The sequence below is a fragment of the Mesorhizobium sp. M8A.F.Ca.ET.202.01.1.1 genome, assembly GCF_004791595.1.
Lineage (GTDB): Bacteria > Pseudomonadota > Alphaproteobacteria > Rhizobiales > Rhizobiaceae > Mesorhizobium.
The window spans coordinates 119,938-144,819 of the sequence record NZ_SRUN01000002.1 but is presented as its reverse complement, the minus strand read 5'-3'; the positions used below and the strand labels follow the sequence as shown (position 1 = coordinate 144,819).

General features: G+C 63.6%; 27 protein-coding genes. 14 read left to right on the top strand and 13 right to left on the bottom strand.

Annotation, left to right across the window (positions count from 1 at the left end; all coding sequences use genetic code 11):
* Window positions 1-52 precede the first annotated feature (52 nt).
* The 5 genes from EN845_RS05490 to EN845_RS05470 all read left to right on the top strand — a co-directional run bounded on the left by EN845_RS05490 (window position 53) and on the right by EN845_RS05470 (window position 4,381).
* Entirely contained in the window at window positions 53-862 is an 810-nt protein-coding gene (locus EN845_RS05490; RefSeq protein WP_245511640.1) for a FadR/GntR family transcriptional regulator, read from the top strand.
* Window positions 832-1,617: an SDR family oxidoreductase gene (locus tag EN845_RS05485; RefSeq protein ID WP_127870893.1), complete on the top strand. Its 786-nt coding sequence runs from the start codon at window positions 832-834 to the stop codon at window positions 1,615-1,617. The genes EN845_RS05490 and EN845_RS05485 overlap by 31 nt, the downstream gene beginning before the upstream one ends.
* 4 nt (window positions 1,618-1,621) lie before the next feature.
* A complete protein-coding gene (locus EN845_RS05480) occupies window positions 1,622-2,737 on the top strand; it encodes a mannonate dehydratase (protein WP_127870892.1) in 1,116 nt (371 codons plus the stop codon).
* Window positions 2,737-3,438 (top strand): RraA family protein, encoded by a 702-nt coding sequence (locus tag EN845_RS05475; RefSeq protein ID WP_245511639.1) that lies wholly within the window; start codon window positions 2,737-2,739, stop codon window positions 3,436-3,438. The genes EN845_RS05480 and EN845_RS05475 overlap by 1 nt, the downstream gene beginning before the upstream one ends.
* 121 nt (window positions 3,439-3,559) lie before the next feature.
* Window positions 3,560-4,381: a DUF1236 domain-containing protein gene (locus tag EN845_RS05470; protein ID WP_135880967.1), complete on the top strand. Its 822-nt coding sequence runs from the start codon at window positions 3,560-3,562 to the stop codon at window positions 4,379-4,381.
* A 36-nt stretch (window positions 4,382-4,417) separates the two neighbouring features.
* Here the strand turns inward: EN845_RS05470 and EN845_RS05465 are convergent, their stop codons facing one another.
* A complete protein-coding gene (locus EN845_RS05465) occupies window positions 4,418-5,116 on the bottom strand; it encodes an alpha-ketoglutarate-dependent dioxygenase AlkB (protein WP_167531255.1) in 699 nt (232 codons plus the stop codon).
* 127 nt (window positions 5,117-5,243) lie between these two features.
* Here EN845_RS05465 and EN845_RS05460 point away from each other — a divergent pair, with 127 nt between their 5' ends.
* Together EN845_RS05460 and EN845_RS05455 are read left to right on the top strand one after the other, a co-directional pair.
* Window positions 5,244-5,681 carry a GFA family protein gene (locus EN845_RS05460; RefSeq protein WP_127281023.1) on the top strand — a complete coding sequence of 146 codons (438 nt, stop codon included), beginning with the start codon at window positions 5,244-5,246 and terminating at the stop codon, window positions 5,679-5,681.
* 67 nt (window positions 5,682-5,748) lie between these two features.
* On the top strand, window positions 5,749-5,949 hold the full coding sequence (locus tag EN845_RS05455; RefSeq protein ID WP_135906791.1) for a KTSC domain-containing protein: 201 nt from the start codon (window positions 5,749-5,751) through the stop codon (window positions 5,947-5,949).
* 18 nt (window positions 5,950-5,967) lie between these two features.
* Here EN845_RS05455 and EN845_RS05450 read toward each other — a convergent pair whose 3' ends face one another.
* The 8 genes from EN845_RS05450 to cyoA form a co-directional block, all read right to left on the bottom strand.
* Window positions 5,968-7,230, bottom strand: a complete 1,263-nt coding sequence (locus EN845_RS05450; RefSeq protein ID WP_127870890.1) for a DUF763 domain-containing protein — start codon at window positions 7,228-7,230, stop codon at window positions 5,968-5,970.
* 111 nt (window positions 7,231-7,341) lie between these two features.
* Window positions 7,342-7,878 carry a response regulator transcription factor gene (locus EN845_RS05445; RefSeq protein WP_189343529.1) on the bottom strand — a complete coding sequence of 179 codons (537 nt, stop codon included), beginning with the start codon at window positions 7,876-7,878 and terminating at the stop codon, window positions 7,342-7,344.
* Window positions 7,868-9,220: an ATP-binding protein gene (locus EN845_RS05440; protein WP_127870889.1), complete on the bottom strand. Its 1,353-nt coding sequence runs from the start codon at window positions 9,218-9,220 to the stop codon at window positions 7,868-7,870. Before EN845_RS05440 ends, EN845_RS05445 begins: the two co-directional genes overlap by 11 nt.
* Complete coding sequence (locus EN845_RS05435; protein WP_127870888.1) at window positions 9,217-10,032, bottom strand: SURF1 family protein; 816 nt, start codon at window positions 10,030-10,032, stop codon at window positions 9,217-9,219. Before EN845_RS05435 ends, EN845_RS05440 begins: the two co-directional genes overlap by 4 nt.
* Window positions 10,029-10,406 carry a cytochrome o ubiquinol oxidase subunit IV gene (gene cyoD, locus EN845_RS05430; protein WP_127275832.1) on the bottom strand — a complete coding sequence of 126 codons (378 nt, stop codon included), beginning with the start codon at window positions 10,404-10,406 and terminating at the stop codon, window positions 10,029-10,031. The genes EN845_RS05435 and cyoD overlap by 4 nt, the downstream gene beginning before the upstream one ends.
* Window positions 10,403-11,029 carry a cytochrome o ubiquinol oxidase subunit III gene (gene cyoC / locus EN845_RS05425; protein WP_127870887.1) on the bottom strand — a complete coding sequence of 209 codons (627 nt, stop codon included), beginning with the start codon at window positions 11,027-11,029 and terminating at the stop codon, window positions 10,403-10,405. The genes cyoD and cyoC overlap by 4 nt, the downstream gene beginning before the upstream one ends.
* A gap of 9 nt (window positions 11,030-11,038) precedes the next feature.
* Window positions 11,039-13,036, bottom strand: a complete 1,998-nt coding sequence (gene cyoB / locus EN845_RS05420) for a cytochrome o ubiquinol oxidase subunit I (RefSeq protein WP_127870886.1) — start codon at window positions 13,034-13,036, stop codon at window positions 11,039-11,041.
* A 10-nt stretch (window positions 13,037-13,046) separates the two neighbouring features.
* A complete protein-coding gene (gene cyoA, locus EN845_RS05415; protein ID WP_127870885.1) occupies window positions 13,047-14,228 on the bottom strand; it encodes a ubiquinol oxidase subunit II in 1,182 nt (393 codons plus the stop codon).
* A 205-nt stretch (window positions 14,229-14,433) separates the two neighbouring features.
* Between cyoA and EN845_RS05410 the strand changes: the two genes are divergently transcribed.
* Window positions 14,434-15,756 (top strand): MFS transporter, encoded by a 1,323-nt coding sequence (locus EN845_RS05410; RefSeq protein ID WP_127871029.1) that lies wholly within the window; start codon window positions 14,434-14,436, stop codon window positions 15,754-15,756.
* Window positions 15,757-15,809: 53 nt separating this feature from the next.
* Here EN845_RS05410 and EN845_RS05405 read toward each other — a convergent pair whose 3' ends face one another.
* The 4 genes from EN845_RS05405 to EN845_RS05390 all read right to left on the bottom strand — a co-directional run bounded on the left by EN845_RS05405 (window position 15,810) and on the right by EN845_RS05390 (window position 19,062).
* Window positions 15,810-16,592 (bottom strand): SDR family oxidoreductase, encoded by a 783-nt coding sequence (locus EN845_RS05405; protein WP_127870884.1) that lies wholly within the window; start codon window positions 16,590-16,592, stop codon window positions 15,810-15,812.
* 70 nt (window positions 16,593-16,662) lie between these two features.
* Complete coding sequence (locus tag EN845_RS05400) at window positions 16,663-16,998, bottom strand: hypothetical protein (protein ID WP_127870883.1); 336 nt, start codon at window positions 16,996-16,998, stop codon at window positions 16,663-16,665.
* Window positions 16,998-17,864: a DUF6772 family protein gene (locus EN845_RS05395; RefSeq protein WP_127871028.1), complete on the bottom strand. Its 867-nt coding sequence runs from the start codon at window positions 17,862-17,864 to the stop codon at window positions 16,998-17,000. Before EN845_RS05395 ends, EN845_RS05400 begins: the two co-directional genes overlap by 1 nt.
* 58 nt (window positions 17,865-17,922) lie before the next feature.
* Window positions 17,923-19,062 (bottom strand): mandelate racemase/muconate lactonizing enzyme family protein, encoded by a 1,140-nt coding sequence (locus tag EN845_RS05390; protein WP_245511638.1) that lies wholly within the window; start codon window positions 19,060-19,062, stop codon window positions 17,923-17,925.
* A 131-nt stretch (window positions 19,063-19,193) separates the two neighbouring features.
* Here EN845_RS05390 and EN845_RS05385 point away from each other — a divergent pair, with 131 nt between their 5' ends.
* The 6 genes from EN845_RS05385 to EN845_RS05360 all read left to right on the top strand — a co-directional run bounded on the left by EN845_RS05385 (window position 19,194) and on the right by EN845_RS05360 (window position 24,872).
* Window positions 19,194-19,952: a FadR/GntR family transcriptional regulator gene (locus tag EN845_RS05385; protein WP_127870881.1), complete on the top strand. Its 759-nt coding sequence runs from the start codon at window positions 19,194-19,196 to the stop codon at window positions 19,950-19,952.
* Window positions 19,949-20,734 (top strand): SDR family oxidoreductase, encoded by a 786-nt coding sequence (locus EN845_RS05380; RefSeq protein ID WP_127870880.1) that lies wholly within the window; start codon window positions 19,949-19,951, stop codon window positions 20,732-20,734. The genes EN845_RS05385 and EN845_RS05380 overlap by 4 nt, the downstream gene beginning before the upstream one ends.
* 75 nt (window positions 20,735-20,809) lie before the next feature.
* A complete protein-coding gene (locus EN845_RS05375) occupies window positions 20,810-22,054 on the top strand; it encodes a sugar ABC transporter substrate-binding protein (protein ID WP_127870879.1) in 1,245 nt (414 codons plus the stop codon).
* 90 nt (window positions 22,055-22,144) lie between these two features.
* Complete coding sequence (locus EN845_RS05370; RefSeq protein ID WP_127871027.1) at window positions 22,145-22,999, top strand: sugar ABC transporter permease; 855 nt, start codon at window positions 22,145-22,147, stop codon at window positions 22,997-22,999.
* On the top strand, window positions 22,996-23,838 hold the full coding sequence (locus EN845_RS05365) for a carbohydrate ABC transporter permease (RefSeq protein ID WP_127275841.1): 843 nt from the start codon (window positions 22,996-22,998) through the stop codon (window positions 23,836-23,838). Before EN845_RS05370 ends, EN845_RS05365 begins: the two co-directional genes overlap by 4 nt.
* Window positions 23,839-23,846: 8 nt before the next feature.
* Window positions 23,847-24,872 (top strand): ABC transporter ATP-binding protein, encoded by a 1,026-nt coding sequence (locus EN845_RS05360; RefSeq protein WP_127870878.1) that lies wholly within the window; start codon window positions 23,847-23,849, stop codon window positions 24,870-24,872.
* Window positions 24,873-24,882: the final 10 nt, after the last annotated feature.

The following is a 24,882-nucleotide window of genomic DNA, read 5'->3' as shown; positions in this document are numbered from 1 at the left end:
TTTTGATCGACAGAACTCTAATCTGGTCCAACAAATTGCAAGGAACTAGCTGTTGGAACAGGCGAGCCGCGAGCCGATGGAAGCGTCTGAAGAAGCAGGAATCAGCAGTTCGGCCGTCGACCAGACGGTTCGGCAGATCCTCGACCTCATCCGCAATCGGGCCTTGTCCGTCGGCGACGTCCTGCCTACGGAACGGGAGCTCGGCGAATTGTTCGGCGCCAGCCGCAACACGATTCGCGAGGCGCTGCGCACCATCCGCACCTATGGCCTGATCGACCCCAAGCCGCGTGTCGGCGCGGTGCTGGCCGACAGGCAGAGCGTCGCGATCCAGAATTTCTTTGCCGCGCAAATGGACATATCGAAGACGTCCTTTCACGACATACAGGGATTTCGCCGCATCATCGAGGTGAGCGTCGGCGATCACATCATCCTCAATGCCGGCATCGCCGAACTCGACGCCCTGGACGAGGTCAATGGCCTGATCGAAACCGCCAGGGATGTGCAGGAGGCGGCGCAGCGCGATTTCGATTTCCACCTGGCGCTGATGAAGCTCGCCGGCAACCGCATGCTGGTGCAGACCTACCAGTTCCTGTCGCCTGTCATCCTGCACATCATGACCGTCGGCAAATCCATCCGGCCGGTGCTGAGTGAAACACGCCACGCCCATGGCGAGATCATCGCGGCGCTGCGCGCCCGCGACCGCATCGCCTACAGCTATCTGATGAGCCGGCACCTGGATTTCGGCCTGCGCTTCGTTCCCGACGATCTCGAAAACCCGAACCGCGCCGGTGACCCCGTCGCCAGACAGAACACTTCCCAAGGATTTGCCCCATGCTTGATTTCGAGAACAAGGTTGCGCTGATCACCGGCACGACCGGCATCGCGCTGGCCACCGCCAGGCGCCTGGCCGAAGGTGGTGCCTCGATCATCGCCTGCGGCATCGACAGGGCAGCCAACACCGCCATGCAGGAAAGCCTCGCCAGGGCCGGGGCGAGCGCTTTGGTGCAAACCGTGGACGTCTCCGTTGCCGACGAGGTGCGCGAGGCGGTCGCGGCCGGCGTCGCGAAATTCGGCGGCATCGATGTCATCGTCAATTCGGCCGCGGTGCATCCCTACGGCACGGCGACGACGACCGACTGGGAAACCTGGAACCGGGCGATGACGGTCAATGTCGGCTCGATCTACCTGACCGCGCATTTCGGCATCCCCGAAATGATCAAGCGCGGCGGCGGCGCCATCGTCAACGTCGCCTCGGTGCAGGGCTTTGCCTGCCAGCAGAATGTCGCCGCCTACGCCACGACCAAGGGCGCCATCCACACGCTGACGCGGTCGCTGGCGCTCGATTACGCCGCATCGGGCATAAGGGTGAATTCGGTCAGCCCGGGTTCGATCCGAACACCGATCCTGGAGAAAGCCGCGCGCGGCAACAATGGCAGCGATGCCGACGTCGAAGAGGCCTACAGGCGCTTTGGCGCCGCCCATCCGCTCGGCCGCATCGGCGAGCCCGAGGAAGTGGCGGAGCTTATCGCGTTCCTGTGCTCGTCGAAGGCCGGATTCTGCACCGGCGCCGATTACAGAATAGATGGCGGGCTGACCGCCGGCATTGGCGTGAAGTAGCACCATGAAGATCGGTCTTGGCCTTTACCGGGAGTCGCTCACGCCGGATAATTTCCGCTTTGCCCGACAGGCAGGCGCGACCCACATCGTTGCCCACCTCACCAACTATTTTCGCGGCCGCGACCCTTCGCTGTCCGCCGGCAGCGAGAAAGAAGGCTGGGGCGACTGCTCCGCCGACGAACTCTGGAATTACGAGGATTTCGCCGGCCTGGTGAAGACCGTGCGCGACAATGGTCTGGAAATAGCCGCGATCGAGAATTTCTCGCCTCGCTTCTGGTCCGACATCCTGCTCGGTGGTCCCGACAGGGCAAAGCAGATCGAGGGGCTGAAGCGCCTTATCCGCGACGCCGGGCGCGCCGGCATTCCCTGCATCGGCTATAATTTCTCGATTGCCGGGGTCTGGGGCTGGTCGCGTGGACCTTTCGCGCGCGGCGAGGCGATGTCGGTCGGGCTCGATCTCTCCGCCATCGATGCCGATCTGCCGCTGCCAGACGGCGTCGTCTGGAACATGCGTTACCGTGCGGGAAGGCCGGATGCGGAACCCGTGCGCGTCAGCAGCGAGGAACTTTGGCAGCGGCTGGACGTGTTCCTGCGCGAGATCGTGCCCGTGGCCGAAGAGGCCGGCGTCGTGATGGCGGCGCATCCCGACGATCCGCCGGCCGAGGTGCTGCGTGGTGCGGCGCGGCTGGTCAACCGGCCGGAGAAATACGACCGGCTGATGGACATCGTCGATTCGCCGTCCAATGGGCTGGAGCTGTGCCTCGGCTCGCTGCAGGAAATGCCTGGCGCGGACGATATCTACGACCATGTAAGGCGCTTCGCCCGACGCGGCCGCATCGGCTACATCCACTTCCGCAACGTACGCGGCAAGGTGCCCAGATATCACGAGACCTTCGTCGACGACGGCGACATCGACATGGCCGAGATCGTCCGCATCCTGCGCGACGAAAACTTTGGAGGCGTGATGATCCCCGACCATACGCCGGAGATGTCCTGCGACGCGCCCTGGCATGCCGGAAAGGCCTTTGCGCTGGGCTATATGCGCGCGCTGGTGCAGAACGCCGCGGCGCTCGGGCCTTCCGGCACCACCCATTCCACTGACGCTCGGAGGCAAGCCTGATGGCCGGATCTATTCGCCTCTATGGTGACGACGCCGAAATGTATCGCCTGTTCGAGGCCGAACTCTTCGTCGCCGTGGTTGGCGACGTGATGGACACGCTCGGGCTGCAGCACCAGTTCCTGCCGCCGGTGTTCAAGCCGGTCGACGACAAGACACGGCTGCTCGGGCGGGCCATGCCGGTGCTTGAGACAGACATCTTCCTGTCCAATGGACCGACGCACAATCCGCTGATGACCGAGCCATTCGGGCTGATGTTCGAAGCGCTGGACGACCTGAAGCCCGGCGAGATCTACGTAGCCAGCGGCGCCTCGCCCCGCTACGCCCTATGGGGCGAGCTGATGTCGACCCGCGCCAAAATCCTCGGCGCGCATGGCGCGCTGGTCGACGGCTTCGCCCGCGACACGGACGGCATCAAGGCACTGGGATTCCCCTGCTTCTGCACCGGCTACTACGCACAGGATCAAGGCGTGCGCGGTAAGGTCATCGACTACCGGTGCACGCTCGAAATCGGCGGCGTGCGGATCGAGCCGGGGACGCTGCTGTTCGGCGACAAGGAAGGCGTTATCGTCATCCCGCGACAGGCCGAGGAAGAAGTGGTGCGGCTGGCCTTGGAAAAAGTGCGTGGTGAAAAGCTCGTCGCCAAGGCCATCCGCGAAGGCATGAGCGCGGTGGAAGCCTACAGGACTTTCGGCATCATGTGATCGGTCCCGAGGGGCTCAGGTCCAGCCATGGGTGGTGGCATTAACGCATCCAGTTCGGAACAATCTTTTTTGGTCGAAGTTCTCCCCTTTGAAGGGACGAACTCTCCGAAGGAGATTTCCTATGAAACATATTCTGATGACCAGCATGCTTGCGATCGGGCTCGGCTGCGGGACAGCGATGGCTCAGACACAGCAGCCCGCCGAAAGCCAATCAGGAGCGGACACAAATTGCGCTTCCGGCACGACCAACTGCCAAAACGGCTCGAAGATGAAGGACCAGGCACAGGGTACCAAGTCCCAGACTGACCAGCAGGCCCAGGGCAAGACCAAGATGAAGACGGACGAGCAGGCCCAGGGCAAGGCCAAGGTCCAGACCGATCAGCAGGCTCAGGGCAAGGCAGGCGCCAAGACGGACGAGCAGGCCCAGGGCAAGGCCGGCGCCTCTACGGACCAGCAGGCCCAGGGCAAGGCTAAGGTCCAGACCGATCAGCAGGCCCAGGGCAAGGCAGGCGCCACTACGGACCAGCAGGCCCAGGGCAAGGCTAAGGTCCAGACCGATCAGCAGGCCCAGGGCAAGGCAGGCGCCACTACGGACCAGCAGGCCCAGGGCAAGGCTAAGGTCCAGACCGATCAGCAGGCTCAGGGTAAGGCCTCCACGCAGGACAAGACCTCGACCGCGTCCATCAACAATGTGACGGTCGAACAGAAGACCCAGATCACCCAGGTGTTCAGGGAAACCAAGGTCGAGCCGGTCGCCAGCGTCAATTTCGACGTCTCCGTCGGCATCGAAGTCCCGCGGCACAAGATCAGGCTGCATCGTTTGCCGGCTCGCATCGTCAAGATCGTTCCGGCCTACGAAGCCTACGAGTATTTCGTTCTCGCCGACGGCCGGATCGTCATCGTCGATCCGGATACCTACAAGATCGTGCTGATCCTGACCTAGGAGCAATTCCAGGAAAATTTAACAGCACGACATTGCTCAACCCGCTCCGCCGCACGCGGGTCGGGTTGAGCACTCATGGCGAGATGGATGCGGGCAGCTTCCCCTGCACACCTCAGCGCAGCTCAGGAATTCCGAGACCGCAATGTCCGCAAAGGTAATCGAGTAGCGGTGCTCGGCAAGCGGCGGAATGCTGTGCTCCCATTCTGTTCGCGAAGAGCCCGTCATGAGATAGGCCGATCTCGGCTCGACAGTGACGGTCCGGCGCTCCCATCCAGATCCGTTCTTGCGCCGAAGGCGGAAATCGCAGGGCGCCAGCAGCGAGACGCCCGCGACGTCCTCGAAATGAGGCTTGTCGCGGTGCCAGCCGATACCAGCGCCGGGCCGGTATTCATTGATCAAGACCTGGGCGAAGGCGTCGGTGGGCCGGCGCGCAAAGGCCGCGACCTTTTCGCGCAGGGGCAGCAGAAAGTCAGGGATCGGCGGTGCCTCGACGACCTCGCGCCGGTCATAGTCGTAGCGAAGGCCAAAACCGACGACACGCCGGTTCGCCAGATGGCCGTGGAAGTCGAAGGCCTTGAAGGGCAGTCCTTCAAGCTGTCGGACAAGTTCGATTTCCTCTTGCGGCGTGATGAGCCCGGGCTGGTAGACGAAGCCCTCCGGCAAAACATCCTGAGCGGCACTGAAGAGATCGTACTGGGCCACACGGCCGGCTGTTTTCGGTTTGAGCGACGACATTGTGCCTAGATGGTGAAGGCCGGACCACAGGGCAAGACGGGAACGGGAACACCGGAGCGGCGTGAAAGTTTAGGAGACGGCGGTTCCGTCGGAGGCCGCCGGACTTGTTCCAGCCTTGGAGTGCCGGATGCCGCGCGTTGAAACCGGGGCCTGCTTTTGCGGTGCGATTGCCGCCGCCATGGACGGTGAGCCTTTCTGGATATGCTACGATCACGATGACGATTGCCGACGGGCGATCGGCAGTCCGCTCACCATCTGGGTCGGATATCGGCCGAGTCAGTTCCGCCTTTTGAAGGGAACGCCAAAGGCTTTCTCCAGGACGCCGGGCGTTGTCCGTACTTTCTGTCCCGACTGCGGGAGCTCCATAGGCTATAGCGACGAAGGCCTGCCGGACGAGTTGTATCTGACAATCGGGTTCTTCGACAGACCCGAAGGGCTGCAGCCACATGCCCATGCCTATTGGGACCTGAGGCTGCCTTGGGTCGACTTTGCCGACGAGCTGCCGCACATCGGTCGATATTCGAGGAAGCGCGACGAGAAATTCGGCAATCCACGCGACAGGTAGCACCTTCGGGCGGTACGGAACCGGACCATGCCTGGCGGGTTAATCGGAGGAGCCGTCAGGTGCCACCATGCCGTCGACCGTCATTCGAAGCACGCAATACGATCCCGCGACCAGGACCCTCTCGGTCTGGTTCGTGCCGCACGGCAACCGCTATGACTATGAGGAAGTCTCCCCGGCTACCTATGCGGCGTTCATGAGGGCTTCCTCGAAAGGCCGCTTCTTCAATAAGTTCATCAAGGATCGCCACAGCTACCGTCGCGTGGCGTGATACCCCGCCAGCGACCCGTCACGCCTTTTTGTTCTGCCCGGCGGTCACCTCATCCGGCGGCGGTTCCCAACCAAAGACACTGCGGCCGCCAAGCAGATGCGACTGGTCGAATTCGCCGGCGACAATCTCCTTCAGGCTGGGACCGGTGACGTATCGCTCGACCTGCCGCGACTGATCGTCGAGCCGCCTCAATGCGCCGATTTCCTCTTCGCGGCCAAGCCTGGCCTTTTGCACGGCGGACTTCAACACACCGATCGTCTCGTCATAGACCTTGAGCGGAACAGGGAACGGATGCCTGTCCTTGCCGCCATGCGCCAGCGAAAAACGGCCCGGGTCCGAAAACCGGCACGGCGCGCCATGCACCACTTCGGCAACCAGCGCTAATGCGCGCACCGTGCGGGCGCCGACGCCGGGAACCAGGAGAAGTTCGGCAAAATCGGCGGGCCCTCGCTCGGCGGCGGCGGCCATGTTGCCGTGAAGGCGATGCATCACGACATCGCTTTCGCGGACATCATGGTGAGCCGGCATGACCAGATGCGGCAGCAATGGCTGCGCCGGAGCCGGCGCGGCACCGGGTTCCAGGGCGGCGAACTCCCGAATGATGCGGTCCGGCCCGAGATCCTGGAGCAGGTCCAGCTGTCCCCGGCGCGAGGCCTCGGCGCGCCGGTCGGTCAGGTTGACGATCTCGCCCTGGTTGGCGCCTTCAATGGCGGCATGCGGCTGGTCGACGAAACTCTTCAAACCCTCGGACAGCCAATGATAGCGGCGCGCCACCTTGCTGTCGCCGTTCATGCCTTGCTGCACCACCACCCAGTCGCCGTCGTCGGTGACGATGAAGCCATGCAAATAGAGATCGAAACCGTCCTGGACGGCGGCGCTGTCCACCTTGGCGACCAGCCGGCTGGCGGTTGCCAGGCGCGCGCCGTCGAAGCCGATACGCTCGCCGACGGCGGCTAGTTCATGCGGGGTTTTGCGCGAATGTGCGCCACGGCCGCCGCAGACATGAATGCCAAGCTCGCCCGACAGCGGCGTGAGACCGCGTTTCAAGGCGCCGACGACGCTGGTCGTGATGCCGGACGAGTGCCAGTCCATGCCCATGACGGCGCCGAAGGACTGGAACCAGAACGGATGCGCCAGCCGCCGCAGCAATTCATTGCGGCCATAGTGATGGATGATCGCCTCGGACATGACGGCGCCGAGACGCGTCATGCGATCGCCCAGCCATTTCGGCACACGTCCGCCGTGAAGGGGAAGATCAGCACTGCCCGATCGTTGCGCCACGTCCTTGCCTGCTCCGGTGCCCGCGAATCTCAGACAAATAGGTATCCCGGAGCGCACACGGAAGCACTGAATGGTCGCACCCGGCCCGGTCGCGAACGCAAATGCGCTCTGCTATCTCACCACGCGCTTCTCGAGCTTGCGGGCCAGAGTGCGGCGATGCAGGCCAAGCCGGCGCGCCGTTTCGGAGATGTTGAAGCCGGTTTCGACCAGCGTTTCGTGGATGCGCTCCCATTCCAGATTCTTGATCGAGGTGGGCCGGGAGGAGAGCGGTACGGAAACATCGCCCTCGGCCCGGCCGAAGGCGGCTTCGATGTCATCGGTGTTGGCGGGTTTCGCCAGATAATGGCTCGCGCCGAGCTTGATCGCCTCGACAGCCGTGGCGATGCTGGCAAACCCCGTCAGCACGACAATCCTGATCGAAGCATCGCGGGCGCTGAGCAGCTTGACGCACTCCAGTCCGGAGCCGCCGGCTCCAAGCTTGAGGTCGACGACAGCGTAAGCCGGAACAGTTGTTTCGAGGGCGCTAAGCAATGCTTCCCGGTCGTGGCAGACGACGACGTCGTAATCGCGCTTTTCGAAGGAGCGCTTCAGCGTTTTGGCGAAGGTGGCGTCGTCCTCTACGATAAACAGGGATCGATCAGGCCTCACGATCATCTCCATCGGTCAGCGCCGCAAGCGGCAGCGAAAGAGTAACACAGGCGCCCTGCTCCATGTTGCGCGCCGAAAAATCGCCTCCCAGTTTCCGCACCACGTTGACGACGAGGAAAAGACCAAGACCGCCGCCCGGCCGTCCCTTGCTCGACATATAGGGTTGGCCAAGTGCTGCCAGAATACCCTCGTTGAAACCCGGCCCGCGATCGCGCACGGAAATCACCAGCTTGTCGCCCTGCCGCTCGGCGGTGACGCCGACCCAATCCTGCGATGCTTCCTGGGCATTGTCGAACACGTTGAAGATGACCTGCTTCAGCGCCGTGTCGGATACGATCTGCTCGTCCGGGTCGAAATCGTTCTTGTATTCCAGCTTGAATGGCTGGCGACTGATGCGCCATTCCTCGACCAGATCGTCGAGGAAACCGCGAATGGTCGTGCGTATCGTTCCCTCGCCCCTCGCCTGGCCGGAAGACATCAGGATCCCGGACACGATGCGCTTGCAGCGCTCGATCTGGGCCTGCATCTCGGCCATGTCCGCCGCCAGTTCGCGGTTGCGCGTGATCGTGCGCATCTGGCGCCAGTCGGACAGGATGACGGATATCGTGGCAAGCGGCGTGCCGAGTTCGTGCGCGGCGCCGGAGGCCAGCAGGCCCATGCGCACGATGTGGTCCTCCTCGGCCGAGCGCTGGCGCAGATCGGCCAGATAGGCGTCGCGCTCGCGCAGATTGCGGTTGATGCGCGTCATGAAGATCACGATCAGTCCGGCCGCCAGCACGAAGCAGATGAACATGCCCCTGATATGCAGGGACAGGAGATCGCTGCCGCCATGATGCGGGATCGCGATCGGCTGGAAGAGGAAGATGAGGAAGACGAAGCAGGCCGACGCAGCCGCCACGAGGATCCAGGTAAACCTTGGCGTCAGCAGTGCTGCGCCAAGCGTGATCTGCAGGAGATAGAGCGATACGAACGGATTGGACGCACCGCCGCTCAGGTAAAGCTGCGTCGTCAGTGCCGCCATGTCGAAGATGAGCGCAACGAAGAGCTGGGTGTTGCTGATAGGCCTGATACCGCGCAGGACCAGCAGGCTGAAGATGTTGAGGCCCAACAGGAAAAGCACCACGCCGGCCATCCCCGCCAGCGGCAATGGGATATCGAACCAGTATTCCGTCGCCAGAATGGTGAGCACCTGACCCGCCACCGCCAGCCAACGAAGTTGGATGAGCAGGAACAGGTTCTTCCTGTTCGTCGCATCAGGATGCGATACTGCCCCGTTCTTGCCGGCAAGGGATGCCGCCACCGGGGATTTGTCATGGTGAAGCGCTTGCGTGGGAACGCTCATCTCGCGGGTCCTTGCCGTCGGCCGTGGCCGATGATCGGCCTGGCCAGGGCAATGACGAGCATCGCAGCGAGCGTGAACCAGGTCAAAGCATAGACCAGGTGGCTGTTGCGGAAGGTCACGACGGTCAAGCCGCCACGCGGCCAGCCCTCCATGCGTGACGCTTCCGCATCGACGAAATAGGGCGCGACATTGGTCGTCAAGCCGTGCGCGGTTGCGATGGCGGCGACGTCTCGCGAATACCAGCGATTGCCCGTGGTGTCGTTCTTGCGCAGGAAGCCGCCGCCGGGTTCGCTCATGCGCAACAGGCCGTCGATGACGGCCGGCGCGGTTGGGCCGCCTCTCTCCCGTTCGAACTCAGTCTTGCGCTCCAGGGGAATGAAGCCGCGGTTGACCAGCACGACGAAGCCACGGTCGGTCCGCATCGGCGTCAGCACCCAATAGCCGCCGCCAAGCTTCGTCACCGCCTGCACAAGCGTGTTGGCGCCGCCCTGGTAGCGTCCCGCCAATCGCACATGGCTGTATTCGTAACCGGCCGCGGTGATGCCGTTCCAGCTCTCCGGGCCAGGCGCATCGACAACCGGAGCATGAATGCGTTGGTCGACACGAGCGATCAGGTCGAGCTTCCAGACTCGCCTTTCCAGTTGCCATATGCCGAGCCCGGCAAACACCAGCACGCCGAGGAGCCCGAGCAGTACAAGGACAAGGCGCGACACGGACGACCTGCCGCCGCGCTCTTGCAGGACGGGACGCGGGCCGATGCCTGTTTGTCCGATCGCCTCGATGGTGGTCCTCCCAGAGCCCGCCGGGCTCATGGCATCTCGCGCATGTCGTGCAGCCCGGGCATCATGTTGGCGTTGAGATGATACATTACCCAGAGCGAACCGGTCAGCACGATGACAACCAGGATCAGCGTGAAGATCAGCGCCAGCATCGACCATCCGCCTTCCGAGGCGGTGTTCATGTGCAGGAAGAAGACCATGTGGACCACGATCTGCACGACCGCGAAGGCCATGATGACGATGGCCGTGGCCTGCTTGTCATCGATGACGCCGCTCATGACCAGCCAGAATGGAATGGCGGTCAGGATCACCGACAGGATGAAGCCGATCAGATAGCCCCGGAGCGATCCGTGTGCTGCCCCACCATGGGCGTGGCCGTGCCCCTCGGCATGATCGTGAGCGCTCATCGCAACATCCCCATCAGGTAGACGAAGGTAAAGACGCCGATCCAGACGACGTCGAGGAAGTGCCAGAACATGCTGAGGCACATCAGCCGGCGGCGGTTGGCCTCGATGAGACCGTGTCTCGCGACCTGGATCATCAGCGTCGCCATCCAGACTATACCGAAGGTCACGTGCAGGCCGTGCGTGCCGACGAGCGTGAAGAAGGACGACAGGAAAGCGCTGCGCTGCGGCGTGGCGCCTTCATGGATCATGTGCGCGAATTCGTAGAGTTCGATTGACAGGAAGGCCAGGCCGAACAGCATGGTCACGGCAAGCCAGGCTTGTGTCGCCGCGACGCGCCCCTTGTCCATGGTCAGCATGGCGAAGCCATAGGTGATCGAGGAGAAGAGCAGCATGGCGGTGTTGACCGCCACCAGATCGAGGTCGAACAGGTCCTTGGGCGCGGGCCCGGCCGCATAGTTGCCGCCAAGCACGCCATAGGCGGCGAACAGCATCGCGAAGATCAGGCAGTCGCTCATCAGGTAAAGCCAGAAGCCGAGCATGGTGGAGCCGCCTTCGGCGTGCGCATGCTCTTCTTCCAGGTGGAAGACCGGTTCGGTGTCGGCCGTGATTGCCGTCGATGTCATGCTCAAACCCTAACCCTGAGCGGCGAGGAGCGTGGTCCTCGTCTTCTCCGTCTGCGAGACTTCGGCCGCCGGAATGTGGAAGTCGCGGTGATAATTGAAGGTATGGCCGATCGCCGTGGCGATGAGGCAGACGAAGCTCAGCGCCGCCAGCCACCAGATGTACCAGATCAGGCCGAAGCCGAGCGCGACGCTGAAGGCGGCTAGGATGATGCCGGTCCCGGTGTTGCTGGGCATGTGGATCGGTTTGAAGCCGGCGAGCGGCCTGATGTAGCCGGCCTGCTTCATGTCCCACCAGGCATCGTTGTCGCGAATGACCGGCGTGAAGGCGAAATTGTAGGCGGGCGGCGGTGAGGAGGTCGACCATTCGAGCGTGCGGCCGTCCCAGGGATCGCCGGTCGGATCGGCAAGCGCCTCACGCCTGCGGATGGAGACGAAGATCTGGATCAGGAAGGCGGCGATGCCGCAGGCGATCAGCACCGCGCCGAAGGCGGCGATGACGAACCATATCTGCAGCGAGGGATCATCGAACACACGCATGCGGCGCGTCACGCCCATCAGGCCGAGAATGTAGAGCGGCATGAAGGCGAACCAGAAGCCGACCACCCAACACCAGAACGAGACCTTGCCCCAGAACGGATCGAGCTTGAACCCGAAGGCCTTGGGCCACCAGTAGGCAATGCCGGCGAACAGACCGAACAGAACGCCGCCGATGATGACATTGTGGAAGTGCGCGATCAGGAACAGGCTGTTGTGCAGCACGAAGTCCGCCGGCGGCACGGCAAGCAGCACGCCGGTCATGCCGCCGACGACGAAGGTGAGCATGAAGGCCAGCGTCCACATCATCGGCAGCTCGAAGCGGATGCGGCCCCGGTACATTGTGAACAGCCAGTTGAAGATCTTCGCCCCGGTCGGGATCGAGATGATCATCGTGGTGATGCCGAAGAAGGAATTGACGCTGGCGCCCGAGCCCATGGTGAAGAAGTGGTGCAGCCAGACCAGGTACGACAGGATGGTGATCACCACCGTGGCGTAGACCATCGAGGTGTAGCCGAACAGGCGCTTACCGGAGAAGGTCGAGGTGACCTCGGAAAAGACGCCGAACAGCGGCAGGATGAGGATGTAGACTTCCGGGTGACCCCATATCCAGATGAGGTTCACATACATCATCGGGTTGCCGCCGAAGTCGTTGGTGAAGAAGTTGGTGCCGACATAGCGGTCGAGCGCCAGCAGCGAGAGCACCGCCGTCAGCACCGGGAAGGAGGCGACGATCAGCACGTTGGTGCAGAGCGATGTCCAGGTGAAGACCGGCATGCGCATCATCGTCATGCCGGGCGCGCGCATCTTGATGATCGTGCAGATCAGGTTGATGCCCGACAGCGTCGTGCCGACACCCGCCACCTGCAGCGCCCAGATGTAATAATCCACACCGACGTCGGGACTGTAGCCGATGCCGGAGAGCGGCGGATAGGCAAGCCAGCCGGTGCGGGCGAATTCGCCGACGAACAGCGAGGCCATGACGAGGATGGCGCCGCCGACCGTCATCCAGAACGAGAAATTGTTGAGGAACGGGAAGGACACGTCGCGCGCGCCGATCTGCAGCGGCACGACGAAGTTCATCAGCCCGGTGACGAAGGGCATCGCCACGAAGAAGATCATGATGACGCCGTGGGCGGTGAAGATCTGGTCGTAGTGATGTGAGTTCAGGTAGCCCTCGGAGCCGTTGAAGGCGATGGCCTGCTGGAGCCGCATCATGATGGCGTCCGAGAAGCCGCGCAAAAGCATGACGAGGCCCAGCACCATGTACATGATGCCGATCTTCTTGTGGTCGACGCTGGTGAACCATTCGCGCCACAGATAGGTCCAGAGCTTGAAATAGGTGATCGCGCCGAGAAGCGCGATGCCGCCGAGCGCCACGGCGACGAAGGTGGCGACGACGATGGGTTCGTGCAGCGGCAGCGACTCCAGGGTGAGGCGGCCGAAAATGAATTTGGTCAGCGTATCGGGCATCGGCTGTCTCTCACAATTCACGCCGCAGCAGGCCGAGAGGCGGCGTATCCGCCTCGGCGCTGCGGCTGTCTGTTCCTGGCCGGAGCAGCCCCGCCCCGCGAAGCGGCGACAGGTTCTTCGCCGGCCAATAGCTCGGCCAGGCATCGCGCGACGCGCGTGAGACGGCAGCCGCCTCTTCCGCCGTGCAGATGCTGGCGACATAGGAGGGATCGCTTCCGAAAACCGCGCCGCGCCGCGCGAGCTTGTCGTATTGCAGCGGCAAGGTGTTGCGCACACCGGCAAGACCGAGACCACCCTTGGCGTCGATCGACATCATCTCGTTCATGCACATCTTACCGCGCTCGACGCACAGATTGAGGATGGCGCCATAGAGGTCGGGATCGACGGAGGCGTAGTGCCGGACCGGTTCGTTCTCGCTCGGCTTTTCGAGTTCGAGATAGCTGTCGCGGTTGAGCGCCGCCGACGCGGTCCTGGCCTGTGCCACCCACTGGTCGAAGGCCTGGTCGGACAGGCCGTGGAAGGCGAAACGCATGCCCGAAAAGCCGGCGCCGCTGTAGTTGGCGGAGAAACCGCTATAGGTGCCCGGCCGGTTGATGACGGCGTGCAGCTTCGTCTCCATTGCCGGCATCGCGTAGATCTGTCCGGCAAGGGCTGGGATGTAGAAGGAATTCATCACCGCCGACGAGGTGATGCGGAAATCGATCGGCTGGTTGACCGGCGCCGCCAGCTCATTGACGGAGGCGATGCCGTAATCGGGATAGATGAAGAGCCATTTCCAGTCGAGCGCCACGACCTCGACCCTGAGGGGCTTGTGAAGCTGAGTGACCGGCTGGCCGGGTTCGATCCGGTCGATGCGGCGGTATGGGTCGAGCAGGTGGGTGCCGAGCCAGGTCAGCGCACCAAGGCATATGATGATGAGGAGCGGTGCCGCCCAGATCACCAGTTCCAGTTTCGTCGAATGGTCCCAGTCCGGCGCATAGGTCGCCGAGGCGTTGGATTGCCGGTAGCGCCAGGCGAAAAAGACCGTCAGCGCCATGACCGGCACGATGATGATCAGCATCAGCAGGGTCGAGACCACCAGCAGGTCGCGCTGCTGGGCCGCGACATCGCCCGCCGGCGCGAGCACGACCATGTCGCAGCCGCTCAACAGCCCGGCCAGGGAAAGCAGAAGCAAGGCTCCAAATCGTTTCATCAGACACTGCCCTCGATGGATCGCCGCAGCGCGTTGCGATGTTGCAGTGCGGTATCGACAGAGGGCTACTGCCGGCGACGGCACGGTGACATTGGACAATTTGTCCAATGCCCAGCCGGGCCGGGTCTGGCGCAGTGTGCATTGCACAATGGGATTGCTACAAATGCGTCCCGGGTATTTCATCCACGCGGTGGCGACGGACAAGATGGCTCAGACTTCGACTGCCGAAACAAACAGCGAGTTGATCGGCTCGCATCATGGCCAGGTCAGCGCGGGCGATATCGCGGTCGGCGTGATCGTGGGCAGGACGTCGGAATTCTTCGACTTCTTCGTCTATGCGATCGCGTCCGTCATCGTGTTCCCCAAGCTGGTGTTTCCGACGCATGATCCGCTCGTCGGAACGCTCTACTCCTTCGCCATCTTCGCGCTGGCCTTCATCGCCCGTCCCTTCGGCTCCGTCCTGTTCATGGCGGTCGATCGCGCCTACGGTCGCGGTGCGAAACTGACGATCGCGCTGTTCCTGCTCGGCACCTCGACCGTCGCCATCGCGTTCCTTCCCGCCTATGGCGATATCGGCGCGGTCGCGATCTGGCTTTTGGCGCTGGCACGCATCGGGCAGGGCGTGGCGCTCGGCGGGACGTGGGACGGCCTGCCCTCGCTGCTGGCGCTGAACGCGCCACGGAGCCGGCGCGGCTTCTATGCCATGATCCCGCAACTGGGGGCTCCGATCGGCCTCATCGTGGCCAGCGCTCTCTTCGCCTTCTTCGTCGCCAACCTGTCGGCCGACGACTTTCTTGCCTGGGGCTGGCGCTATCCATTCTTCGTCGCGTTCGCCATCAATGTCGTGGCCCTGTTCGCCAGGCTGCGCATCGTGGTGACGCCCGAATTCTCGAAACTGTACGAGAGCGGCGACCTCCAGCCGACGCGCATAAGGGACACGATCAGGGCCGAGGGCCGCAATGTCGTTATCGGCGCCTTCGCGCCGCTGGCGAGTTTCGCCCTGTTCCACATGGTGACGGTGTTTCCGCTCTCCTGGGTGTTCCTGTTCACAAATGAGGGGCCGGCGCGCTTCCTGGCGATCGAGGCGGTGAGCGCGCTGTTCGGCATCGCCGCCATCGTCGCGTCAGGCCCGCTCGCCGATCGTGTCGGACGCCGCGCGCTGCTCGGCGGTTCGGCGATCGCCATCGCGACGTTCAGCGGCTTTGCCCCGCAGCTGCTGGATGGCGGCACCGTTGGCGAGGCCCTGTTCATGGTGCTGGGCTTCATCCTGCTGGGGCTGAGCTTCGGGCAATCGTCGGGTGTCGTCGCATCGAGCTTTTCGCGACAGCATCGCTATACCGGTTCGGCGATAACCTCGGATCTCGCCTGGATGTTCGGCGCCGGCTTCGCGCCACTCGCGGCATTGCTTTTGGCCGGCAATTTCGGCCTCATCGCCGCGGGCGCCTACCTGCTTTCGGGCGCGGCCTGCACCTTGCTTGCCTTGTGGATCGATGGACGGCGTTCGGCCGCGGACCGTCCGACCGACTGAACGCTCTATGGCGGCGAGGGTCAGCGAGCGTCGCAGGGCGGCTGCCCCGCCGGTCAGCGGAACATCGAACCGCCATCGACGTCGAGCGCCGCGCCATAGACGAAGCTCGCGGCGTCGGAGCACAGGAACAGGATCGCGGCGGCCATGTCGTCGGGCCGGCCCATCCGGCGTATGGGCAGATTGGCCGCGATGCGGTCCTTGAGGGCCGGATCGATGTGGGAATGCATCGGCGAATCGGTCGGCCCCGGATTGAGGGCGTTGATGCGCACCGCCTTTCCCGCCAGTTCGCGCGCGACCGACTTCACCAGCGACAGCGTGCCGGCCTTCGAGGCCGCATAGGCCGTGTCGGCGATAAGGCCGCCACCGCCATGCACGCCGGCGTCCGATGCCACGCAGACGATGTTTCCCCCGCCGCTGCCCTGCATGCGCTGCACCGCGCCCTGGACCGTGAAGAAGGTGCCCAGCAAGTTGACGCCCAGCACGCGCTGCCAGTGCGCCCAATCCTGGTCGGGGATTCGCTTGGCGGTGATGATCGCGGCACAGGTGACGACATTGTCGAGCCGCGCCAGCCTGGCATCGCAATAGTCGAACATGCGCCCGATGCTGTCGGGATCACCCATGTCGGCCACCACCTTGTGCGGCGTCCCGGCCATCCCGCCCAGCTCGTCATGGCGCCTTGCAAGGCCTTCCGCATCACGGTCGCACATCACGACCTCGGCCCCCTTGGAGAGGAATGCACGGGCGGTTTCGAAACCCATGCCGCTCGCGGCACCGGTCACCAGCACGGTCTTGCCGGCAAAGCTGTCCGGGGCAAATGTGGCGTATACGTCGATCATGATTTCTCCATGAGATCGAAAGAGGGATGGCCAGCCGTAGGCGAGGCCTGTGACGTTGGCGCGAGCCGGTTCAGGCCTTCAGGTGCAGCGTCACCAGCACGGTGCATTCGGCGCCGCTGTCGAACCTTGCCGCGACGCGCAGCCAGTTGCCGAAATGGGCTAGCCGCGCCATCGCCACGGCGTCGCGCTCCTTTGGCATCGGAAACTCGGTGCCCTCGCGCAGCCAGTGCATGCCGTCCGGCGAGACCTCGACCCATGCCGTGGCGATGGGGCCGACGGGTTGCTTGAGTGCCCGCACGAAGAAGATCGCCTCGCGCGCCCATCCCGCCTCGTAGGGCTCGCTGGCGGCTTCGCCACGCCAGCACTCGTTGCGGGAGACGACCGCGGTGATGTTCTCGGGCAGCATCAGAAATCTCCCGAAATGCAGATGGAATCGACGTAGAGGAAGGCCCGTTTGGCGACGTCGGTTTCGGCGAAAAGGCCGAAGTTGAGCATGCACCACAGGTTCTTCATCGCCGGGAGGCGGATCGAATCGAAGCCCGAGAGATCAAAGCTGCGATCGTTGCACCTGAGCCCGAGCGCCGTCATCGTTGCCAGATCGAAATCGAAGCACAAATACGTCCAGTTCACCTTGGTGGGGATTTCGTTGTAGCAGAGACGCTGCGATCCGCCGGGAAGATCGACCCAGCCTTCCGGCGACAGATGGTAGTGGCTGATCGTCTTGTTGTCGGTGCCGATCGGGGTGATCCTTTCGGTCTCGCGCTTGTACTGCCATTTCTGCAGATGCTGGCCGTCGAGCGCGTTCAAGAAGCGCAGATGCGGCATGACGCGATCGTTGTTGCCGTCCTGGTCCCCACCCTGCAGATCGAAGAGGAGGCCGACGGAGCGCACGTCGGTTTCGGACAGCTTCAGCGTGTTGGCCTCCGGCTTGAAGGTAAAATAAATTTCGAAACGGATCGGCCCGCGTTTGCGGAATGTGTGGCGTTTGATGGCGACGTTGCGGGCGCCCGCCACCGGTCGTGTCGCGATCTTGAGGGCATAGGACGAATCCATCCCGCCATGCGAGCCGGCGTCCCAATGGGCGAGCGTCGACAGCATCGCGCTAGTGTGCTGCGCGTAGCCCGGCAGCATGGTGTCGAGATCGTCCTCGTAGTTGCCGACAAGCTGCGACCAGCCGCAATGACCGCGCGCGAAATTGTCGAACGACAATATCCGCGGCAGCGGATCGAAACGGCTGAGCGCGGGGTCCGCGCGCAGCAGCGCCAGGCGCATCGCCTCGGTCAGGTCGCCGGTCTGGTCTGGAGTCTGGTTCTTCATCTGGTCTTCGGCCTCATTCGGCTTTCAGTTTCTTGACGGCTTTCCAATCGATTTCGATGCCGAGTCCGGGTTTTTGCGGGACATCGAGCGTGCCGTTCTTCTGCCTGACGCAGCCGGGCGCGAGATCGGCCAGATGCGTCTTGAACGGGCTGGCATCACACTCGCATTCCATCACGCCGAAGTTCGGCATCGCGGCAGCCATGTGGACGCTCGCGGTCTCGCAGACGATGCCGGACATGCCGATATGCGGAGCGTAGCGGACGTCATGCGCGGCGGCATATTCGGCCATGCGGCGCGTCTCGGAGATGCCGCCGGCGCGCGCCACGTCGGGCTGCAGCACCGACAGTGTGCGGTTGGCGATCAGGCGTTGCGCCTGGTCGAGGGTGAAATTGCTCTCGCCCGCGGCCAGCGGTACGTCGCAGCGCCGACGCAATTCCTCATAGCCCTGCTCGTTCTCCGGCTGCAGCGGCTCCTCGAACCAGAAATAGCCATTTGCCGAAAGCGCGCGGCCAACCTCGACGGCCTCGTCCAGATTGTAGGCCCAGTTCGCATCGACACAGAGCCCGATCGCGTCTCCGGCCCGCTTGCGGATGCGCTCGATGCGCTTGCAAGCGTCGCGCACAGGACGCGCCATCTTGACCTTGACGCGTGTAAAACCCTCGGCGACGTAGCGGTCGAGTTCAGCGTCGGCGGCTTTGTCGTCAACCCAGTTGACGGCCGCCGCGTAGACGTCGATGCGATCACGTCCGACGCCGCCAAGAAGTTTGGCGATCGGCTGTCCGGTTGCCTTGCCCAGTATATCCCATAGCGCGATATCGACGCCGGCGATGGCCTCGATCAGCATACCGCCTGCCTTGCCCGACAAAGCGCGGCGCATCGACTGCCACAAGGCGCCGATGTTGCGAGCGTCCTGGCCGAGCAGGCGCGGCCTGAGTGAACTTTCGATCAACTCGACATAGGCCTTGGGTGAAAATCGCGCCAGGGTTTCGCCGACCCCAACAATGCCGTCGGTCGTACGCACTTCGACCAGAACCAGCGACACCTTTTCGTAGACGCCCCATGACGTGACCGTAGGCCTGGGCAGCGTCTGACTGAGGGGATGGGCTATCACCTCGGCAATCTTCAGCGGCCCGGCCACGGTTGGATCGCTCATGCGCATCGATACCAGACTTCCCTCGTCCCTGCGGATGGCTCGTCATAACGCTCACTTATAAACTTAGCAACCAGAAAACTTAGTTGCTATGTTTGGGGCAATCGTGCTAGGCAGCCAAAAGAGGATCCCGAATGGCCACAGAAGCAGCACGCAAATCGATTTTCGCCGTGAAGCCCTCGAGCCCATCACGCCTTGCGGATGGGGTCTCCGATGCAATCGCAGCGGCGCTGTTCGACGGACGCATCGCCCCTGGCGAGGCGTTGCCGCCGGAAGGCGAGATCGCCCGGGAGTTCGGCGTCTCCAAGCCGATTGCACGCGAGGCGCTGCGCCAGCTGACCAGCGCGGGCCTGGTGTCGACGCAGCAAGGCAAGGTCGCGCGCGCGAAGGCGCTCAGTGGCGAGCCGATGGACCGCATCTATGCCTATGCCGTCCGTTCAAGCCTGACGCGGCTTCAGGAAGCCAACGAGATGCGCCGGGTCATCGAGGTCGGCATCGCCCGGCTGGCCGCCGAGCGCCGCGATCCGCGGGGGCTGGACCTGATGCGCCAGGCTTTGCTCGACATGCGGGCCGGCATTGGCAAACCGGGTGATTTCACACAGGCCGACATCCTGTTCCACCTCGGCCTCGCGACAGCCACTGGAAATTCCATGATCCGCATCCAGATGGAAGGGATGCGTTCGGTCCAACGGGAGGTTTCGGAGCTGTTCTCACGACGCTCCAATCGCACCGAGGCGGATTGGCGCGCCACCGTTGAACGGCACCAGGCAATCCATGACGCGATCGCGGCGGGCGACACCGACCTCGCGGACCGGCGCATTCACGAACACTTCGACGCGGCCGACATCGCTTCGTTCGAGGTCGCCGACAAGCTCGGGGAGCCGTCGCCTTGAGCCAGGACCGTTTTTCCCTTGCCGGTCGTCGAGCGCTGGTCACCGGCGCCAGCTCCGGCATCGGGCGCGCGGTTGCGATCGCCCTTGCCCAGCAGGGGGCCACGGTCGCGCTGCACCATTTCGGCGACGCCGCCGGAGTGCGCGACACGGCTGCGGCCATCGGTCCCGGCACCGCGGTCCTCGAGGCCGACTTCACCGACAGCAGGGCAATGTCGGCCTTCGCGTGCGAGGTCGCGGACGGCGCCATCGACATCCTGGTCTCGAACGGCGCGATCGAGCGACGCCGTGCCTGGGACGAAGTCGACGAAGCGCATATCCAGGCACATGTCGCGGCCAACTTCACGGCCCTGTTCACCTTGGCCACGCGGCTGGTTCCAGCCATGGCAAAGCGCGGATGGGGGCGCGTGGTGGCGACCGGCAGCGTGATGGCGAGGCGGCCGCGCGCCGAAACGATCGTCTACGCGTCGCTGAAGGCGGCGCAACTGACGGCGGTGCGCGCCATGGCGCGTGACGTCGCGCCGCACGGCGTCACCATGAATGTGGTATCGCCCGGCGCGATCGAGACGGAGGCCACCGCCGAGCGGTACCGGGACGCCGCTTTCCGCCAGGCGGTTGCGGCGAAGATTCCCGCCGGACGCCACGGCCAGCCCGACGACGTCGTCGGCGCTTTCGTTTTCCTGTGCAGCGACGCCGCCCGCTACATCACCGGTGCCGACATCCCCGTCGATGGCGGTTGGACGATCGGTGACGCGCCCGGTGCCTTGCCAGGAGCGACAGCATGACCACACGCCGCCGGCCGGGCCATTGATATCGCGCCCACAGTTGTTGAGTGACCATCAGCGTTTCGGGAGGAAATCATGAAGACCGCAATCAAGCTCGCACTATCGGCCGTGGCGCTGTGCGCCCTATCGGCACAGTCGATGGCCCAGGAACTCCGGATGACGGTGTGGACCGGCAACGAGGCCCATCTCAAGATGCTGAACGGCATCGCCGCGGGTTTCATCGCCAAGCACCCGGGCGTCACGGTGAAGTTCGAGACCGTTCCGGTCGCCGACTATACGCAGAAGCTCACCTTCCAGGTCGCCGGCGGTAATGCCCCCGATATCGCCTGGATGATGGAAGATGCCGCACCGGCCTTCGAGAACGCCGGCCTGCTCATGGACATCGGCCCGACGCTGAAGGCGACCGAGGGATACAATTTCGAGGATTTCTCCGAGCCGGCGATGGCGCTCTGGCAAAAGGACGGCAAGGTCTACGGCATGCCGTTCTCGACCTCGCCTTTCCTGATTTACTACAACAAGGACATGTTCGACAAAGCGGGTCTCGAAGATCCCAACCAGCTTGCCGCGAAAGGCGAGTGGAACATGCAGAAATTCCAGGAGGTCGCCAAGCAGGTCACCGACGCCAATCCCGGCAAATGGGGCTTCGAGTTCAAGGACGGCGAAGGCTATGCATCGCGCATGACGCACGCCTTGCTGCCACCCGTGCGCGCCTATGGCGGCGATCTGTGGGCCAACGGCCAGTGCGGCCTGGACAAGCCGGAAGCGGTGGCCGCCGTCAAGCAGCTCCACGACATGGTGTTCAAGGACAAGTCGATCGTGCCGCCGGGGGAACAGGGCGACTATTTCTCCGGCAATTCGGCGATGACCGTGAACCAGATCTCACGGGCCTCGAAGATGCCCGAGGCGGGTTTCAAATGGGGCATTGCTCCGCTGCCTTCGGGACCGGCCGGCGAGGCTCCGGTCATCGGCCAGGCCGCGCTGACCGTCTTTGCATCGGGCAAGAACACGGAGCTCGCCGCCCAGTTGGTCGCCGAGATGACCAGCAAGGACAATGTGGCTGTCATGGCGCAGTTCTTCCCGCCGGCCCGCAAGAGCGTTCTGGAGAGCGACGCCTTTGTCAATTCCAACAAGCTGATCCCGCCGGAACAGATGAAGAGCGTGGCCGCCGCGATCGTCAACGGCCGCGTCCATCCCTCGCATGAGCATGTGCCGCAGATCTTCGCGGCGATGGCGCCGCGCGTCGACGCATTGTGGCGGGCCGACGCCAATGTCGAAGAGGCGCTGAAGGGCGTCTGCGCAGCCATCCAGCCGCTGCTCTGACAGGGGCTCCGCTTCGTGGCCGGCAAGGCATTCCGGGACAATACGGCGCGCGCTGCGGGCGCGCCGTGGCTGACCTTGAAGACCAGGGAAATGCTGGAAGCGTGGCTGTTCGTCAGCCCGACGCTGATCGGCTTCCTGATCTTCTTCCTCGGCCCGCTGGTCGCCATTTTCTACTATTCGACGACCGAGTGGAACCTGCTCAGCCAACAGGCGACGTTCGTCGGGCTCCGCAATTTCCACAACGTCCTGCTGGAGAACCCCGACTTCTGGCATGTCGTGCGCAATTCCGTGATCTTCGCGCTGGGGCTCGTGCCCCTGAACATGGCATTGGCGCTCTCGCTTGCGCTGGCGCTGTCGCGGCCGTTCTTCGGCGTCGTCTTCTTTCGCACGGTATTCTTCGCGCCGGTGGTCACGTCGGCGATTGCCTGGGCGATCGTCTGGAAATTCATGCTGCAAGGTGAAGGCGGCGCCGTGAACCAGATGCTGGCCTGGATCGGCATAAACGGTCCGAACTGGCTGCGCGAGCCCAACTGGGCGATGGCGGCGGTCATCGTCACCCGCGTCATCAAGACGGTCGGGCTCAACATGATCCTCTACATCGCGGCGCTGCAGTCGATACCGCGCGACTACGAGGAAGCGGCGACGCTGGAAGGCGCTTCGCGCTGGCAGGTCTTCCGCATGATCACCTGGCCGCTGCTTGCGCCAACGACGCTCGTCATCATGGTTCTGACGACGATCGGGTCGTTCAAGGTGTTCGACCACATCTACCAGATGACCGGCGGCGGCCCGGAAAACGGCACGCTGGTACTGGCGTTCTACATCTACCAGCAGGGCTTCAAATTCTTCAACGTCGGCTACGCGGCCGCACTGGCGCTGATCATGTTTGTCATCGTCATGGCGCTGACCCTGGTGCAGGTGATGCTGCGGCGGAGGGATATGGATTGACCGCGCGCCGGACCGAAATCCTCTATCGTATTTGCTGGACCGTGGCCCTGCTGCTGCTGGCGGTACCCTTCGTGTTCCCGTTCCTGTGGATGATTTCCGGTGGCTTCAAGAGCACCACCGAAATCTTCGGCACGCCGACCTTGATCCCGCGCGTCTGGCGCTTCGAGAATTTTGTGGAAGTGTTCACCTATCAGCCCTTCGCGCGGCAGTATTTCAACTCGCTCTACATTGCCGCGACGGTGACGGCGTTGACCCTGTTCATCGCCTCGCTGGCGGGCTATGCGCTGGCGCGCATCCGTTTTGCGGGTGCGGGCCTTTTGATGCTGTTCCTGGTGATGGCGCTGATGGTGCCGGAAGAGGTCACCATCATCCCGAACTTCTTCCTGATCCGCGCCATGGGCCTGATCGACACGCACTGGCCGCTCATCCTGCTGCCGGTCTTCGGCCCGCAGGGCGTGGTGGCGACGTTCCTGATGCGCCAGTTCTTCCTGGCGCTGCCCAAGGAACTCGAGGACGCCGGCAAGATGGACGGGCTGTCGCGCTTCGGCGTCTGGTTGAAGATCGCGCTGCCCATGTCGCGGCCGGCGCTTGCCGCAGTCGCGATCATCACTTTCCTGCATTCGTGGAACCTGTTCCTCGAACCGCTGATCTTCCTCAGTTCGCTGGAGAAGTTCACGCTGCCGCTGGCGCTGTCCAATTTCAACGACAGCTACGGCCTGCCGCTGTGGAACCTGCAACTGGCGGCGACGAGCCTGGCGGTGGTTCCCATCCTCATCATCTATCTGATCGCCCAGCGCCAGATCATCGAGAGCTTCGCCCTCTCCGGCGTCAAGGGATAAGGGACGTCATGACAAAGGTTCTGCTCAAGGACATCCGCAAGAATTTCGGTACTGTCCAGGTCATCCGCGGCGTCGATCTCGAGATCGAGGATGGCGAGTTCGTGGTCTTCGTCGGTCCCTCGGGATGCGGAAAGTCGACGCTGCTGCGGCTGATCTCCGGCCTTGAGCACATCAGCGACGGCGAACTCCACATTGGCGGCCAGTTGGTCAACGAGGTGCCGGCGGCCAGGCGCGGCGTGGCCATGGTGTTCCAGTCCTACGCGCTTTATCCGCACCTGACGGTCCGCGACAACATGGGTTTCGGCCTCAAGGTCCGCAAAGTGCCGGCCAGCGAACGCGCCCGCCGTGTTTCGGAAGCCGCCGCGACGCTGAAGCTCGAACCGTTGCTCGACCGCTTTCCTCGTCAGTTGTCGGGCGGACAGCGTCAGCGCGTGGCCATCGGCCGGGCCATCGTCGGCAATCCGGACGTCTTCCTTTTCGACGAGCCGCTCTCGAACCTCGATGCCGAACTGCGTGTCCACATGCGCTCCGAGATCGCGGCGTTGCACCAACGCCTGTCGACGACGATGATCTATGTGACCCACGACCAGATCGAGGCCATGACGCTTGCCGACAAGATCGTGGTGTTGCGCGACGGCAGGATCGAACAGGTCGGCTCGCCCCGCGACCTCTACGACAGCCCGCGGACCATCTTCGTCGCTCAGTTCATCGGCAGCCCCAAGATGAACATTCTGCCACTTGCCGACGGACAGCCGATCGCGCTTGGCGCGTCGGTCCCTGCGACGGCCACGTCGGTCGGTATTCGACCCGAGCACCTGTCGCTGGGCCAGTCCTCGAACAGCACGTTGCGCGGCAAGGTAAGGCTGGCGGAATATACCGGCGCCGTCACGCTCCTGCATGTCGAGCTGGATGGGGGCCAGACCTGCCTCGTCATCCACAATCAAGGACCGGCGCCCGAAACCGGCGCCGAGGTCGGCCTGCGGGCCGAACCCGGACATCTGCATTTCTTCGACAAGGAAGGACGGGCGGTCTGATATCTGCCGC

Coding starts and splice junctions, on each gene's coding strand:
- EN845_RS05405 (WP_127870884.1), bottom strand. CDS start 16,592: ATGATCGACGTATACGCCACATTTGCCCCGGACAGCTTTGCCGGCAAG.
- EN845_RS05410 (WP_127871029.1), top strand. CDS start 14,434: ATGGCTCAGACTTCGACTGCCGAAACAAACAGCGAGTTGATCGGCTCG.
- EN845_RS05460 (WP_127281023.1), top strand. CDS start 5,244: ATGCCGCGCGTTGAAACCGGGGCCTGCTTTTGCGGTGCGATTGCCGCC.
- EN845_RS05395 (WP_127871028.1), bottom strand. CDS start 17,864: ATGCGCCTGGCGCTGCTGCGCGCGGACCCCGCGCTCAGCCGTTTCGAT.
- EN845_RS05385 (WP_127870881.1), top strand. CDS start 19,194: ATGGCCACAGAAGCAGCACGCAAATCGATTTTCGCCGTGAAGCCCTCG.
- EN845_RS05360 (WP_127870878.1), top strand. CDS start 23,847: ATGACAAAGGTTCTGCTCAAGGACATCCGCAAGAATTTCGGTACTGTC.
- cyoB (WP_127870886.1), bottom strand. CDS start 13,036: ATGCCCGATACGCTGACCAAATTCATTTTCGGCCGCCTCACCCTGGAG.
- EN845_RS05480 (WP_127870892.1), top strand. CDS start 1,622: ATGAAGATCGGTCTTGGCCTTTACCGGGAGTCGCTCACGCCGGATAAT.
- cyoD (WP_127275832.1), bottom strand. CDS start 10,406: ATGAGCGCTCACGATCATGCCGAGGGGCACGGCCACGCCCATGGTGGG.
- EN845_RS05400 (WP_127870883.1), bottom strand. CDS start 16,998: ATGCTGCCCGAGAACATCACCGCGGTCGTCTCCCGCAACGAGTGCTGG.
- cyoA (WP_127870885.1), bottom strand. CDS start 14,228: ATGAAACGATTTGGAGCCTTGCTTCTGCTTTCCCTGGCCGGGCTGTTG.
- EN845_RS05470 (WP_135880967.1), top strand. CDS start 3,560: ATGAAACATATTCTGATGACCAGCATGCTTGCGATCGGGCTCGGCTGC.
- EN845_RS05375 (WP_127870879.1), top strand. CDS start 20,810: ATGAAGACCGCAATCAAGCTCGCACTATCGGCCGTGGCGCTGTGCGCC.
- EN845_RS05465 (WP_167531255.1), bottom strand. CDS start 5,116: ATGTCGTCGCTCAAACCGAAAACAGCCGGCCGTGTGGCCCAGTACGAT.
- EN845_RS05475 (WP_245511639.1), top strand. CDS start 2,737: ATGGCCGGATCTATTCGCCTCTATGGTGACGACGCCGAAATGTATCGC.
- EN845_RS05370 (WP_127871027.1), top strand. CDS start 22,145: ATGCTGGAAGCGTGGCTGTTCGTCAGCCCGACGCTGATCGGCTTCCTG.
- EN845_RS05435 (WP_127870888.1), bottom strand. CDS start 10,032: ATGAGCCCGGCGGGCTCTGGGAGGACCACCATCGAGGCGATCGGACAA.
- cyoC (WP_127870887.1), bottom strand. CDS start 11,029: ATGACATCGACGGCAATCACGGCCGACACCGAACCGGTCTTCCACCTG.
- EN845_RS05485 (WP_127870893.1), top strand. CDS start 832: ATGCTTGATTTCGAGAACAAGGTTGCGCTGATCACCGGCACGACCGGC.
- EN845_RS05455 (WP_135906791.1), top strand. CDS start 5,749: ATGCCGTCGACCGTCATTCGAAGCACGCAATACGATCCCGCGACCAGG.
- EN845_RS05390 (WP_245511638.1), bottom strand. CDS start 19,062: ATGAGCGATCCAACCGTGGCCGGGCCGCTGAAGATTGCCGAGGTGATA.
- EN845_RS05440 (WP_127870889.1), bottom strand. CDS start 9,220: ATGAGCGTTCCCACGCAAGCGCTTCACCATGACAAATCCCCGGTGGCG.